Source organism: Bacillus cereus group sp. MYBK14-1, from assembly GCF_051916885.1.
Taxonomy (GTDB): Bacteria; Bacillota; Bacilli; order Bacillales; family Bacillaceae_G; genus Bacillus_A; species Bacillus_A cereus.
Window position 1 is genome coordinate 160,025 of sequence record NZ_JBQAHM010000003.1, and the last position, 15,392, is coordinate 175,416.

Here is a 15,392-nt window from a genome sequence, read left to right on the forward strand (position 1 = left end):
TTTTTGAATCATATATTTTTGCCTGCTATACCGTCCACTTTGTAGACAGCATAACAGGCAATAATAATAAGTAGACTTTCACTATTATTGAGTTGGATATGGTACTTCTTTATCAATAATCGTTACTCCATCTCGTACAATTTTATAGTGTCCCTTTGAACCCTCTTGAATTACAAATTCTAAAGAAATAGTCGCTGATTCAGTAATTGTTCTCGTTTCAACCGGTCTATCCATTTTTTGCTGCATGTCTTCTTTATAAATTTCTATTGTTTGCGGCTTTTTTTCACCTGTTACAGCAGGCTCATATGGGATAGAGATATTGTCCAATTTTACCGTTTTAGTCACTTTAGGCTTTTGACCATCAGAGATAATAATAGTTACTTTATCTCCCTCTTTTAATGGTGTACCTGGTTTTGGAAATTGCGAAATTACAAGTCCTTTTTCGACTGTATCTGAATACTCTCGTTTTATATCTGACGTTAGTTTTCTCTCATTCAAATAACCAGTTACACTATTTTCAGTCCACCCCGAAAAGTCACCTGGTCTAATTTGATAAGGACCTTTACTTACCCAGATTTTCAGTTCTTGCTCCGCTTCTATAACCATTTGATCAGGCGTCGGAATTTGCTCTACAATTTCACCTTTCGGCTTATCATTTTCAATATAATTTACTGTAACTTGTTTATATTTTTCTTCTAACTCAGCTTTTACACTCTCAAAGTTTTGCCCTGTGAAATTCGCCATCTTACTTTTCTTTTTCCCACCTGATTGATAGATAGTAATTTTAGCGTTTTCTTTTACGACTCTTCCTGCTACAGGGTCCGTTTTTATTACATTCCCAACTTCAACATCATCTGTATATACAATATTAGGCTCAGTCACCTCAAAGCCCTTTTCTACTAATGTATTTACAGCTGTCGTGTATTTCATACCAGCCACATCAGGAACTTTCACATCTTTCGGAATAAATAATCCTGGAATAACCGTAAGCGCTAATGTTATTCCTATTGCTAAAAATAAAAATGTTGAAATTAAAACTTTAAGCCACTTGTTACTCCGTTTTTTCTTCTTATCTAACTCAGCTGCTTCTGCTCTTATCGGTTCTTCCACCTTACTCCCTTTTAAAACAATCGTTTCATCACTTACATTTTCAAATAATTGTTCTTGTTGAATAATTGGAATCGCTTTCGTCGCTTCCATATCTTCTGGTATGTAAAACGGTTGCTCATTTATCCTCTCTGGATATAGCGCAGTTTCAATATCTCGCTTCATCGCATTGGCAGATTGATATCGATGGAACGGATCTTTTGCAGTTGCTTTTAATATAATATTTTCAACACTTTGCGGAATATTTTCATTCCATCTTTTTGGTGATGGGATTTCACTTTGTAAATGTTTTAAAGCTATAGCAACAGCAGATTCGCCAGAAAACGGTTGTCTTCCTGTTAACAATTCAAACATAACTATCCCAAGAGAATAGATATCTGATTGTTTATTTGCTATCCCGCCACGTGCCTGTTCTGGTGATAAATAATGGACTGAACCGAGCACTGAATTTGTATGTGTAATTGTTGTTGCACTTGTAGCTGTCGCAATTCCAAAATCTGTTACTTTTATTATTCCATCAGCTCGAATTAAAATATTGTGCGGCTTTATATCACGATGCACAATTTCAAAATGATGGGCGTGTGCCATAGCGGATGTTAACTGCTCCATAATATCAAGAGCTTCTCCTATAGGTAACATCCCTCGCTCAATTATGTATTGCTTCAATGTTTGCCCTGGTACATATTCCATGACAAGATAGTATATACCATCTTCTTCTCCGACATCATACATATTCACAATATTTGGATGCGACAACGTTGTAACAGACTGCGCTTCTCGATGGAAACGTTTAATAAACTCTTCGTTATTTGAGTAGTCGAGTCTTAATATTTTTACCGCTACATCTCGGCCAAGTATATCATCATGAGCTAAATATACATTGGCCATTCCGCCACCACCAATCATTTTCAGCAGCTTATAACGGTCATTTAAGCGTTTTCCAATCAGCACGTTGCACTTCACCTACTTTCGTTTGTCGAACCCGCATAATCAATAAGAACAAGTGTGATATTATCTTCTCCACCGCGATCATTTGCCAATTGAATGAGACACTGCCCTTTACCTTCAAGCTGTTCATTTAACTGTAAAATTTGTCGCATATCATCAATAGAAACTTTGTTTGATAACCCATCAGAGCAAAGAAGTAATTGATCATCTTCCTCAATCACCAACGTTTTAACATCTAACCCAACTTTTTCTTCTGTTCCTAATGCTCTTAATAACACATTCTTTTTCGGATGATACTCTGCGTCTTCCTTTGAAATTTCACCATGTTTCACCAGCTCATTTACAAGTGAATGATCTTCCGTTACTAGCGTCATTTCTCCTTCTGATACCATATAGCAACGACTATCTCCTATATGCCCTATTGTCACAAAGTTTGGTGTACAAACAGCTATTATAAGCGTTGTTCCCATACCATTACATTCTGCATTTTGCTGAGCATATTCATATATACGCTCATTAATAATCCCAACACTAGTATGTAACCATTGTTCTACTTTTTTCGGCTCATTCATATTATGTGTTTGCTTCCAATAATCATGGAATAATTGAATGGCCATCGAGCTAGCTACATCACCAGCTCGATGACCTCCCATTCCATCTGCTACTACCGCTAATACATTTCCATCTAAATTGTGAAAAACTCCTGCACTATCTTCATTATGTTGACGAACTTTTCCTTTATCCGATAGAAATACGGCTTTCATCTCGTCACCTCGTCTCTTCTTTGCGCTCCTTCGCACGCAACTGACCGCAGGCTGCATCAATATCATGACCTTGTTCACGGCGAATCGTTACATTCACTCCACGATCTTTTAACGTTTTCTCGAACAAGAAAATTTGTTCACGTGGCGTACGTACATAATCACGTTCAGGTACGTAGTTTACCGGAATCAAGTTCACATGACATTTTACACCTTTTAAGAGCGCAGCAAGCTCTTCAGCATGCTCTACTTGGTCATTTTCTCCTCCAAATAATCCATATTCAAAAGTAATACGACGCCCTGTTCTATTTACATAGTATTTAATAGCTTCCATTAAATCTGGTAATTTATAAGCACGGTTAATCGGCATTAATTTTGAACGTAATTCTGAGTTTGGAGCATGCAATGAAATCGCAAAATTAATTTGTAGATCTTCTTCAGCAAACTTATAAATTTTCGGGATAATTCCACTCGTCGAAACAGTCATATGTCTCGCACCAATATGAAGTCCTTTTTCATGGTTAATGATGCGTAAGAATCCCATTAAATTATCATAGTTATCAAATGGTTCTCCAATCCCCATAACAACAAGAGAACTTACACGTTCTTCTGTTTCATCAAGCGCACGCTGAACTTCTACTACTTGCGCTACGATTTCTCCAGCTTCTAGGTTTCGCTTTAATCCACCAAGTGTCGAAGCACAGAACGTACACCCAATACGACAACCAACTTGCGTTGTTACACAAATGGAATTTCCATATTCGTGTCGCATTAATACCGTTTCAATAGAATATCCGTCATATAATTGGAATAAGAATTTAATTGTTCCATCCGAAGACGTTTGTTTTACTAACGTTTTTAAAGTAGTAATATCAAAGGAATTCGACAATTTATCACGCAATCCTTTAGAAAGGTTTGACATATCCTCATAATTTTTTACACGTTTTTTATATAACCAATCAAAAATTTGTCCAGCACGGAACTTCGGTTCTCCTTGTTCCTTTAACCAATCTTGCATTTCATGAAGTTGTAAAGAGTAAATTGATGGTTTCTTCGTTTCTAAATTTTTCTTTTGTTTTCTTACAGTCGTTTCCATGATGCTACACCTTCTTCCTTAAACAAGCAATATAAAAGCCATCCGTCGCAAAATAATGCGGTAAAATTTGCACTTGACCTTCATCAATATACGGAGTTAATTTTTCTGGCATACGCTCTTTAAGCGTAGTATCCCATTCAAATTCAGGATGTTCTTGTAAAAATTTCTCTATTACTTGTTCATTTTCTATTTTCTCAATTGTGCACGTACTATAAACAAGACGACCGCCTTGTTTTAATAATGGTGCTATTTTTTCTAGTATTGCAATTTGAATCGTCGATAATCTTTCACTATCGCCTTTATCTTTTCCTAACTTAATATCAGGTTTACGTCTAATTACACCAAATCCAGAACACGGTGCATCTACCAATATTTTATCAAACGTTTCATTTGCAAAGTGCTCTTGCACTTTTCTAGCATCTAGCGCTTTAGTTTCGACATTTTCTAGACCAAGTCGCTCTGCTTGCTGTTTAATTAAACGTACTTTGTGTGCATGTAAATCAAGGGACATGACCTTACCAGTTCCCTTTAATCGTTCCGCGATATGCGTTGTTTTTCCGCCTGGAGCAGCACAACTATCAAGAACTGCATCTCCCGTATTCGGTTCTAAAGCGCGTGCTACAAGCATAGAACTTTCATCTTGAATAGAAAGAAATCCTTTTTTAAACGCTTCTGTATGCGCTACATTTCCTCTTTCAATCTGAATAGCATCATCTGATAAGTCACCACGTTTTGCTTCTATACCTTCACTTGCCAACAACTCAATCGCTTCTTCTACAGTTACCTTATCAACATTCACACGCGCTGTTGGTACAGGGGGTAACATGTTTACTTCGCACATTTTTTCTGCAGTTTCTAAACCGTATTCTGAAGTCCACTCTTGGACAAGCCAAACTGGATGACTTGTTGTAATTGCAAGACGTTCTACTGGATCCTTGATTTCATCTACAGAAGGTACACCTTCTCTCTGAATCGAACGTAATACACCGTTCACCATACCAGCAATTCCTTTATGCCCGCGACGCTTTGCAATCTCAACCGCTTCATGAATAGCCGCTCTTTCTGGCACTCGGTCTAAATAAATCATTTGATATAAAGATAAGCGAAGCAATACTCTTACCCACGCCTCAACCTTCTTTTTTAAAAAAGGCTGTAAATAATAATCTAATGTGTCACGACGTTGAATCGTTCCATATACAATTTCAGTTAATAAACCAATATCTTTTCTATCAATTGCACTTTTTTCAATTAGATTATTTAAAAGTAAGTTGCTATATGCACCACTTTTTTCCACTTGAATTAAACCATCAAGAGCTAATTCACGAACATTTTGTCTCATGCATTTTCTCCTAACTTCGTTCCAATTTCAGGTTTTGTTCCACGTAAAAATTGTGAACAACTCATACGCTTTTTACCAGAAGGTTGCAATTCAGTAATTTTAACACCTGTTTCATTACTCGTTGCTACAACAAAACCATCTTCTTCGATTGCAACAATCGTACCTGCTTCAGCCGGTTCAGTTATAGGCACTTTTTCCCCCCACCATACTTTAACAACTTGTCCTGCTAATGTTGTATAAGCAACTGGCCATGGATTCAATCCGCGAATGTGATTGTATACTTCTTCACCTGTTTTTGTCCAATCAATTTTCTCTTGCTCACGTTTTATATTGTACGCAAACGTTACTTCTTCTTCGTTTTGTTTAATCGGTTCTAACTTACCTTGAATTAATAAAGGCACTGTTTTAGATAGAAGGTGTGCTCCTGCTTCACTTAATTTATCAAATAATGAGCCTGTCGTTTCACGCTCTTCAATTTCAACTTCCACTTGCGTTAAGATATCACCAGCATCCAATTTTTCTACCATATACATAATTGTAATACCTGTTTTTTCTTTACCTTCCATAATTGCATAATGAATTGGTGCACCACCACGAAGTTCAGGAAGTAAAGAAGCGTGAACATTAATACACCCATACTTTGGTGCTTCTAAAATTTCATTTGGTACAATCTGCCCAAATGCAGCTGTTACAATTAAATCTGGCTCTAATGCCAATACTTTTTCATATTCATCTTTTTCACGAATTTTTAACGGCTGTAACACAGGGATACCATGTTTTTCCGCTTCAACTTTAACAGGTGTAGGTGTTAATACTTTTTTTCTACCTACTGGACGATCAGGTTGCGTCACAACACCTACTACCTCATAGCCATCTTCAATAAGACGACGAAGCACCGGCACTGAAAAGTCCGGTGTTCCCATAAACACTACTTTTATCATTTAAAAACCGCTCCTTTTAACACCTATTCTAGTTCGTTTTCTTCATAATATCTTGTCACTTTCGATGTAAATAAAACACCGTGTAAATGATCAATTTCATGTTGAATTGCACGCGCTAAAAATCCTTCCGCTTCTAATAAGAATACTTTCCCACGGCGATTTTGCGCTCTTACTTTAATATAATCGGCACGTTCTACTTCACCATAAAGTCCCGGGAAGCTTAAACAGCCTTCGGGACCTACTTGTTCACCACGTTTTTCTAATATTGATGGATTGATTAACTCGATTTTCCCAGTATCATCATCTACATCAACAACCGCTACTTGCAAGCTTACACCTACTTGAGGCGCAGCTAAACCGACTCCGTCCGCAATTAACATTGTTTCATGCATATCTTTCAACAATTTCACTAACTTTTTATCAAAGTTAATTACTCTTTCGCATGGTGTTTCTAACACTTCATTTGGATGCTTTATTATTTCTAAAACTGCCATATTTCCCTCCGCTACATTAACATTGTTGGATTAAAATCAATTGAGATTTGTAGCTCTTTTTGCATTTCTGCTTGATAATGTTCATTTACCATTTTGAGCACGTTCTTTAAGTTTGGTTCCCGTTTGTATTTTATCATGCATTGATAACGATATCTATCTTTTATCCTTGGAATCGCTGAAGCAACTGGTCCTAGCACCATTGTTTGCTGTGAGCAATGCGTTCGTAAATACGAGGCAATTTTTTCCGTCACTTGTACCGCTTTTAATAATTCTGGATGAGATACAGTTACGAGTACAACATAGTAATATGGGGGATATTGTCTTGTTCGTCTCATTTGCATTTCTTGGTCAAAAAACACATCATATTGTTGGTTCTTCGCTAACTCTATACTGTAATGTTCTGGCGTATACGTTTGAATCACAACTTCCCCTGGCAATTCATGTCTACCCGCTCGTCCACTTACTTGCGTCAATAACTGATATGTCTTTTCACTCGCCCGAAAATCAGGTAAGTGAAGCATCGTATCTGCAGTTAAAACCCCAACGAGCGTTACTTTCGGAAAATCTAATCCTTTAGCAATCATTTGTGTTCCAAGTAATATATCTGCTTTTTCTTCCCCAAACGCCTTTAATAATTTTTCATGCATTCCTTTTCGACTTGTCGTATCTACATCCATTCGAATGACTCGTGCCCCTGGAAATAGTTTTGTAATTTCTTCTTCTACCTTTTGTGTACCTGTACCAAAGAAACGAATGTATGTACTTTGACAAGCTGGACACTCAGTTGGCATATTCTCTTCGTAACTACAATAATGACATTTTAAACGATGATTCATTTTATGATATGTCAATGAAATATCACAATGCGGACATTGGACAACATACCCACAATCACGGCACATAACAAATGTAGAATGACCTCTTCTATTTAAAAAGAGTACCATTTGTTCTTTCTTTTCTAATCGATCTGCTATTTTTTCATGCAGCGCCTTAGAAAACATTGATCGATTCCCGTCACGAAGTTCTTCTCGCATGTCAACAATCTCTACCGTTGGTAAAGCTTGTTCATTCATACGTTTTTCCATTGTTAATAGTTCATAAACACCTTTTTTCGCCCTTGCAAACGATTCAAGTGTTGGTGTCGCACTACCAAGAACGATAGGACATTTATGATATTGTCCTCTCCAGACAGCTACATCTCTTGCATGATACCTCGGATTATCTTCTTGTTTGTAACTTGATTCATGCTCTTCATCAATAATAATAATCCCTAAATTCTCAAAAGGCGCAAAAACAGCTGAACGCGCACCTACTACAACTTTCACTTCTTTTCTTAAAATCTTACGCCACTCGTCATACTTTTCTCCAACAGACAACGCACTATGAAGAACTGCAACTTGCGAGCCAAACCTACCTTTAAAACGATCCACCATTTGGGGCGTTAGTGCAATTTCAGGAACAAGAACGATAGCTTCTTTTCCTTTCTTGAGCACTGCTGCTATAGATTGTAAATATACTTCTGTCTTTCCACTTCCTGTAACACCATATAGTAAAAATGGATTATAAGTTTCATTTGTAATTGATGATAAAATCGGTGTAATAACTTGTTTTTGTTCCTCCGTAAGTGGAAATGGTTTTGTTTGTTCAAAATCATCATCGTCATACGGATTTCGGTATACTTCCACATACTTTTCTGAAATGAATCCCTTTTTAACAAGTGCTTTTATTGGAGCATCTGTTATTTGTAACTCTTCTGTAATTACTTTCAACGGTGTACTTTTATAATTTTCCACAAAATAATAAAGTACATCTTGTTGTTTTTTACTTTTCAGTTCAAATGCCGCTAATTCCAATTTATCTTCTGGCAACTCCGGCTGAACCACTCTTTGCTTCTTCTTTTGTACTTTATCTTTCACCTGATAAACGACTTCAACCGTACCATTTTTAATTTCTTGTTGAATAGTTCGGTATAAATGTGGCTGTTGCTCGATTACTTCAAAATCAATTGCTTCTTTATCCTGAAATAAATATAGTATTTCAGGTGCTATTTCTTCCTGTTTACAAAGTTGTAGACGTTTTTTATACGTTGCTTTTATCGCAGTTGGAAGCATCACTTGAAAAGCTGAAATCATGTAGCATAACGTTTCACTTGTAAGCCAATATCCAAGCTTTAATAATTCATCATTTAAAACCGGTGTTACATCTAATATTTCATGGATTGTCTTTAACTTCTTACTTTCTACATCCACCGAATCTTTAATCCCAATAATAAAACCTTGCAATTTTCTTGGCCCAAACGGAACTACTACACGCATTCCTGTCTGTACAATATCTTCCCATTTTTTAGGAATAATATAATCAAATGGTCGATCTGTCTGACGGGCAGGTACATCAACAATTACACTTGCAAATTTCATAAACGATCATCTTCTAACATCATTTCAATTTGCTTCAATATTTCACGAGCTACCTCTTTTTTCATTAAAAGTGGCAACTCAATAACTTTTCCATCTTTTCTATACATTGTTACAATATTCGTATCCGTGCCAAATCCAGCTCCTTGCGCTTTTACATCATTCGCGACAATCATATCTGCATTTTTCTCACGTAGTTTTTTCGTTGCATATTCCTCTACATTTGTCGTTTCAGCAGCAAAACCGATAAGTAACTGTTTATCCTTTTTCTGACCTAATGTTTTTAAAATATCCACCGTTCTTTCAAGTTCAATGACAGCATCACCATTTTGCTTTTTCATTTTATTCTCATGCACATATTTCGGACGATAATCTGCAACTGCTGCTGTTTTAATGACAACGTCTACGTTTTGATAATGTCGAAGAACTGCTTCTAACATATCTTGTGCAGATTCCACTTGCACTGTCGTTACATGTAACGGTGGATTTAATGCTGTCGGTCCTGAAACGAGTATAACATCAGCGCCTAAATTCGCTGCCACTTCCGCAATCGCATACCCCATTTTCCCAGAAGAAAAATTCGTCATAAAACGAACTGGATCAACCTTTTCACGTGTTGGGCCAGCAGTTATTAATATTCTTTTTCCCTGCAATGGTTTGTGTTCTGAGAAAGCTTCCTCTAACCGTGCAATAATTGCTTCAGGTTCTTCTAGTCGTCCCTTCGCTACATATCCACATGCTAAAAAGCCTTCCCCAGGCTCAATAAATGTATATCCTAGCGTTTTCAATGTCATCATATTTTTTTGAACTATTTTATTTTCATACATATGCACATTCATAGCAGGCGCAATCCATACCGGAGCTGTAGTAGCTAACAAAGTAGTTGTAATCATATCATCTGCAATACCACCAGCTAACTTTCCAATACAATTGGCAGTAGCAGGTGCGACAAGTACAACATCCGCCCAATCTGCTAAATCAATATGAGCAATAACAGCTGAGTCTTTCTCATCGAATGTATCCGTATATACATCATGGCGAGAAAGCGCTTGGAATGTAAGAGGCGTAACAAACTTCATTGCCGACTCACTCATCATTACTTTGACAATCGCGCCAGATTGTGTCAATTTACTCGTTAACGCAGCTGCTTTAAAAACCGCAATGCCTCCTGTTACACATAGAAGTATCTTTTTCCCTTTTAGCATATGACTCGTCCTCTTTCTTTTTCAAACTTATAATACTGAAATAGAATTCTCAGCTCGTCAGTACCAATATTTCATTCCTTTCGTAAAAAAATAACAACCTACTTGTAAATAGGTTGTTACCGTTACATAGAAAATTATAAAGTCTATGTTTTATTTTGTCGAAGGCAAAGGCTTATTCAGCTACTTTATCTTCACTTGGTACGTAGCTTAATGCTTCTGCATCGATTTCTTCTAATGCTTTACCTACACATTTATGAGAAACAGGTTTTTCTACAACACAGTTATTAGCAAGTTGCATTTCACGTGCGCGTTTTGCAGCCACTGTTACTAAAGTGTACTTAGAATCGATTTTTTGTAGTAATGAGTCAATTGATGGATTTAACATAATTATAGACCCTCCGTCATTTCTTTATAATATTTTGCTACCCTTTCGCGGCGGCAATGTTCGCCAACCACAATTGCTTTAATTCTATCACAAGCTAATTCAACTTGATCGTTTTCTACTACATAGTCGTAAGCGTCCATCATCTCGATTTCTTCTTTCGCTACAGTTAAACGATTTTCAATAACATCTTCAGTCTCTGTACCACGTCCGACAATACGGCTCTTTAGTTCAGATAAACTTGGAGGTGCTAAGAAAATAAATACACCTTCTGGGAAAGCTTTCTTAACTTGAATTGCTCCTTGCACTTCAATTTCTAAGAATACATCTTTTCCTTCTTGTAATGTTTTTTCAACATAGTCAATCGGTGTTCCGTAATAATTACCTACGAACTCAGCCCACTCAAGTAATTTTTCATTACGAATCATTTCCTCGAATTCTTCTCTTTCTTTAAAGAAATAATCCACACCATCTACTTCACCTTCACGCGGCTTACGTGTCGTTACTGAAATAGAGTACTGAAAACGTGTATCCTCATGGCTAAACAGCTCTTTACGAACCGTCCCTTTTCCAACCCCAGAAGGCCCTGAAAGAACGATGAGCAATCCTCTTCTACTTCTCATAAATATGTAAAACCTACCCTTCCTCACTTAAATCTTCTTTATTATTCAAACGATGTGCAATCGTCTCTGGTTGAATTGGACTTAATACAACATGCCCATCATCCATAACAATAACCGCCCTTGTTTTTCTCCCATACGTAGCATCAAGCAAAGCATTATGTTCGCGTGCTTCTTGTACTGTTCGTTTAATAGGAGCTGACTCCGGACTTACAATAGCAATAATTCGATGAGCAGATACAATATTTCCGTATCCAATATTTAAAAACCGCATGGCCATAGTTTGCGCCTCCTAGTAAGTCTATCCGATTTCTCCACCACGTATAACTTTATATATTTTTTGAAAGCTACTCAATATTTTGTACTTGTTCACGAATTTTTTCAAGGTTATTTTTCATTTCTACAACATATTTTGAAATTGTTAAGTCATTTGCCTTAGAACCAATCGTATTAATTTCTCTATGCATCTCTTGCACGATGAAATCCATTTTCCTTCCAACAGGCTCTTCAATCTGCAATGTTTCACGAAATTGCTCTAAATGACTTTGCAAACGAACTAACTCTTCATGAATATCACAACGCTCTGCAAAGATTGCGACTTCTGTTAGCAATCTTTGTTCATCTAGATCTTGATTATGTAATTCTTTTAAGCGATTTTCTAATCGTTCACGATATTTTTGTGTAACAATTGGTGCATGTGGAATAATCGCATTTACACAATTGCTAATCTCTTGTAAACGATACGCTATATCTTTATGTAATCGTTCTCCTTCGCCATCTCTCATCGTTTTCAACATATGAGCAGCTTGACGAACAGCCTCATATAAACTGTTCTCAAAATGTTCATTTACATTTTCTATTTCTTCAATTGCTGTTACTTCTGGCATTGCCATTAATTGTTCGAGTGTAATAGAATCTTGTAATTGAAATTTCCCTTTTATATCTTCCATCATCGATTGGTACTGCTCAAGAAGTGACCAATTCACACTTAATTTTCTTTCAACAAGTCCTTCACCTGCTATACTAATAGACACTTCGATGCGTCCACGTCGAACTTGCTGTGCAATTATTTTACGAATTTTGTCCTCAAATACCATCATTTGCTTAGGAAGTCGAATACTCATCTCTAAAAAACGGTGGTTCACCGATTTCATTTCTACTGTAATTTGAAAAGTATCACTTTCTACTTTCGATCTTCCAAACCCTGTCATACTAGAAATCATTTTTATCACATCCAAGCCATAAAATAACTCAATGAAAAAGGTAATAGAGACAAGGCTCTACTACCTTCTATAAATTATATCACATTTTCATAACATTGACTATTTCAAGTTTAATCCCTTCTTATATAACATCGGCTTTTTCTTCTTAGCCTTTTTCCCTGTTAATAAAGAACCTACTAGTAAGAAAGTCGGAATTGATGACAAACCTCCAATTAATAACCAATCTCTTGCTTGTATCGGCATTGTGCTAAAGATCGGTTGTAACGGTGGATAATATATAACCACTAGCATAAGTAGTAACGAAATAATAACCGCCCCTACTAAATACACGTTCCCAAATGGATTACGGTGAAAGACAGAATGCTCACTACGACAATCAAATACATGAATAAGCTGTGCAAGTACCAACGTCGCGAACGCTACAGTTTGTGCATATTTCAGTTCATTTGGATGTTGGTTATACGCAATAATAAACGCCACTAACGTCACTGCTCCAATTAAAAACCCTCGACTTATTATTTTCCACGCAAGCCCTCTAGCGAATACCCCTTCTTTCGGGTGACGCGGTGTTCTCTTCATCACATCTCCTTCAGCCTTATCCAAACCTAATGCCATCGCTGGTAAACCATCAGTAACTAAGTTCACCCATAAAATTTGAATAGGAACCATCGGCAGTGGTAATGCAAGTAACATCGCAAATAACATAACTAAAATTTCTCCAACATTTGACGCCAATAAGTAGCGAATGAACTTACGTATGTTCTCGTATATATTTCTTCCTTCTTTAATCGCTGACTTAATTGTAGCAAAATTATCATCTAGTAAAACAAGTGAAGAGGCTTCTTTTGCAACATCTGTCCCTGTAATCCCCATCGCTATCCCAATATCCGCTGTTTTTATCGCTGGAGCATCGTTCACTCCATCACCTGTCATCGCTACTATATGTCCTTGATTTTGCAATGCTTTAACAATTTTCAATTTATGCTCAGGTGATACACGAGCGAATACATACGTATCTTCTACAACATTTTCTAATTCCTCCACATCCATATTCGCGAGTTCTACTCCTTCAACAACGCGTCCATCTGGTGGTAAAACTCCTAATTGTTCAGCAATCGCCATTGCTGTCACTTTATGATCACCTGTAATCATTACTGTTCGAATACCAGCTTCTTTACACTCTTTTACCGCCTGCGCGACTTCTGGCCTTGGCGGGTCAATCATACCTTGTATCCCAACCAACATAAAATCTTTTTCAACGTCTCTTTCATGTTCAATAGAATCCGTGACTTTTAAAGGTTTAAACGCAACTGCAATTGTTCGAAGCGCTTGACTACCTAAGCTATGAATAGCCGCCTGTACTTCTTTTCTATATAGCTCACTTAACGGCTGCTGCTTATCCCCCCATAAGATTGTTTGACTCATTTGCAAAAGAACATCCGGTGCTCCTTTCGTAACAATAAACTTTTTCCCCTCTCGATCTCGTATAATAACACTCATCATTTTTCGAGTTGAATCAAATGGAAATTCACGAATAATTTCAAATTTCCCTTTCAATGCCTCACGTGTTATCCCAGCTTTCATTGCTGCAGCTACAAGCGCTCCCTCTGTTGGATCCCCATCTAATACGTACGCCTTTTTCTTTTGAATAATATTTGCATTGTTACATAGTGAACCAAATGTAAGTAGCTGATAAAGTGATTTTGTCTTAGCTGGATTCACTTCTTTTTCACCTTTCATAAAAGAGCCATTAGGTTCATATCCTTGCCCTGTCACTTTCCACAATTCTCCGCCTGACCACATATGTGTTACCATCATTTTGTTTTGTGTCATTGTTCCCGTTTTATCAGAGCATATAACAGAAGCGCAGCCTAACGTTTCTACGGCCGGTAACTTCCTTACAATTGCTCTCTTTTTTATCATACGCTGTACACCAAGTGATAAAGCTACTGTAACAATTGCTGGCAATCCTTCTGGAATAGCCGCAACAGCTAGCGATACGCCAGCTAAAAACATATGATATACTTCATTCCCTTGATACACACCAGCCAATACAACGAGCGCTGTCAAAATAAGAGCTACAATAATTAATATTTTTCCGAGCTGTTCTAACCTTCTTTGCAGTGGCGTTTCCATTTGCTCTGCATTTTGCAACATATTTGCAATTTGCCCCATCGCTGTATTCATACCAGTTGCTACAACGACTCCTGTACCAGATCCTCGCGTAATCATTGTCCCCATAAAAGCCATATTTTTTTGATCCCCAATTGCAACATCTTGCCCTTGCAGTGCTTCTACCTTCTTTTGTACAGGTACGGACTCCCCTGTCAAAGCAGACTCTTCAATATATAAACTTGATGCCTCAACAAGACGCACATCAGCCCCAATACGATCACCACTGGAAAACTTAATAATATCACCTAAAACAAGTGCTTTAGATGGTGCTTTTACCCACTTTCCATTCCGCATTACAGTAACTTGCGGGGCAGCTAGTTCCTTTAAAGCTTCCAATGATTTTTCAGCTTTTCTTTCTTGAAAAAAGCCGAGAATACCATTGATAATAACAATGGCAACAATAGCAATAGAATCAATGTATTCACCTAAAAACGCAGAAACAATTGTTGCTCCAAACAAAACGAGTACCATGAAATCTTTAAACTGTGCTAAAAATACCATTAGTGCAGAAGGCCTTTTTGCTTCTTCTAATTCATTAGTACCAAATTTCTTTACTCGCCCTTCTGCTTCTTTCTCTGTAAGTCCAACCTTTACATTCGTATTCGTTCTTTCTTCCACTTCATGTGCTCGCATTCCATACCAGTTCATCCTGCTATCGACCTCCTGATTCCAGACATACTCTATTGA

13 protein-coding genes are annotated in these 15,392 nt (G+C 37.2%); all 13 read right to left on the bottom strand.

The features are described from left to right. Positions 1–84: 84 nt before the first annotated feature. The 13 genes from pknB to ACTFR3_RS10450 all read right to left on the bottom strand — a co-directional run bounded on the left by pknB (position 85) and on the right by ACTFR3_RS10450 (position 15,353). Positions 85–2,058 carry a Stk1 family PASTA domain-containing Ser/Thr kinase gene (pknB, locus tag ACTFR3_RS10390; RefSeq protein ID WP_440044402.1) on the bottom strand — a complete coding sequence of 658 codons (1,974 nt, stop codon included), beginning with the start codon at positions 2,056–2,058 and terminating at the stop codon, positions 85–87. An 8-nt stretch (positions 2,059–2,066) separates the two neighbouring features. Then, positions 2,067–2,819: a Stp1/IreP family PP2C-type Ser/Thr phosphatase gene (locus ACTFR3_RS10395; protein WP_000648701.1), complete on the bottom strand. Its 753-nt coding sequence runs from the start codon at positions 2,817–2,819 to the stop codon at positions 2,067–2,069. 4 nt (positions 2,820–2,823) lie between these two features. Beyond that, positions 2,824–3,912: a 23S rRNA (adenine(2503)-C(2))-methyltransferase RlmN gene (gene rlmN, locus ACTFR3_RS10400; protein WP_000450540.1), complete on the bottom strand. Its 1,089-nt coding sequence runs from the start codon at positions 3,910–3,912 to the stop codon at positions 2,824–2,826. Between the two features lie 4 nt (positions 3,913–3,916). Further along, positions 3,917–5,251, bottom strand: a complete 1,335-nt coding sequence (gene rsmB, locus ACTFR3_RS10405; protein ID WP_001249666.1) for a 16S rRNA (cytosine(967)-C(5))-methyltransferase RsmB — start codon at positions 5,249–5,251, stop codon at positions 3,917–3,919. Next, positions 5,248–6,192, bottom strand: coding sequence for a methionyl-tRNA formyltransferase (gene fmt / locus ACTFR3_RS10410; protein ID WP_000598804.1), 945 nt, complete (start codon positions 6,190–6,192; stop codon positions 5,248–5,250). The genes rsmB and fmt overlap by 4 nt, the downstream gene beginning before the upstream one ends. 23 nt (positions 6,193–6,215) lie before the next feature. Further along, positions 6,216–6,686, bottom strand: coding sequence for a peptide deformylase (def, locus tag ACTFR3_RS10415; RefSeq protein ID WP_000279455.1), 471 nt, complete (start codon positions 6,684–6,686; stop codon positions 6,216–6,218). Positions 6,687–6,697: 11 nt separating this feature from the next. Beyond that, positions 6,698–9,103, bottom strand: a complete 2,406-nt coding sequence (gene priA / locus ACTFR3_RS10420; RefSeq protein WP_440044403.1) for a primosomal protein N' — start codon at positions 9,101–9,103, stop codon at positions 6,698–6,700. Continuing rightward, positions 9,100–10,305 (bottom strand): bifunctional phosphopantothenoylcysteine decarboxylase/phosphopantothenate--cysteine ligase CoaBC, encoded by a 1,206-nt coding sequence (gene coaBC, locus ACTFR3_RS10425; protein ID WP_440044404.1) that lies wholly within the window; start codon positions 10,303–10,305, stop codon positions 9,100–9,102. The genes priA and coaBC overlap by 4 nt, the downstream gene beginning before the upstream one ends. Before the next feature lie 172 nt (positions 10,306–10,477). After that, a complete protein-coding gene (gene rpoZ / locus ACTFR3_RS10430; protein ID WP_000933960.1) occupies positions 10,478–10,690 on the bottom strand; it encodes a DNA-directed RNA polymerase subunit omega in 213 nt (70 codons plus the stop codon). Between the two features lie 2 nt (positions 10,691–10,692). Continuing rightward, positions 10,693–11,310 (bottom strand): guanylate kinase, encoded by a 618-nt coding sequence (gene gmk, locus ACTFR3_RS10435; RefSeq protein ID WP_001257741.1) that lies wholly within the window; start codon positions 11,308–11,310, stop codon positions 10,693–10,695. A gap of 13 nt (positions 11,311–11,323) precedes the next feature. Continuing rightward, on the bottom strand, positions 11,324–11,587 hold the full coding sequence (gene remA, locus ACTFR3_RS10440; protein ID WP_001251456.1) for an extracellular matrix/biofilm regulator RemA: 264 nt from the start codon (positions 11,585–11,587) through the stop codon (positions 11,324–11,326). Positions 11,588–11,654: 67 nt separating this feature from the next. Continuing rightward, a complete protein-coding gene (locus ACTFR3_RS10445) occupies positions 11,655–12,530 on the bottom strand; it encodes a YicC/YloC family endoribonuclease (RefSeq protein WP_000625866.1) in 876 nt (291 codons plus the stop codon). 99 nt (positions 12,531–12,629) lie between these two features. Next, positions 12,630–15,353 (bottom strand): calcium-translocating P-type ATPase, SERCA-type, encoded by a 2,724-nt coding sequence (locus ACTFR3_RS10450; protein WP_440044405.1) that lies wholly within the window; start codon positions 15,351–15,353, stop codon positions 12,630–12,632. Between the last annotated feature and the right edge of the window lie 39 nt (positions 15,354–15,392).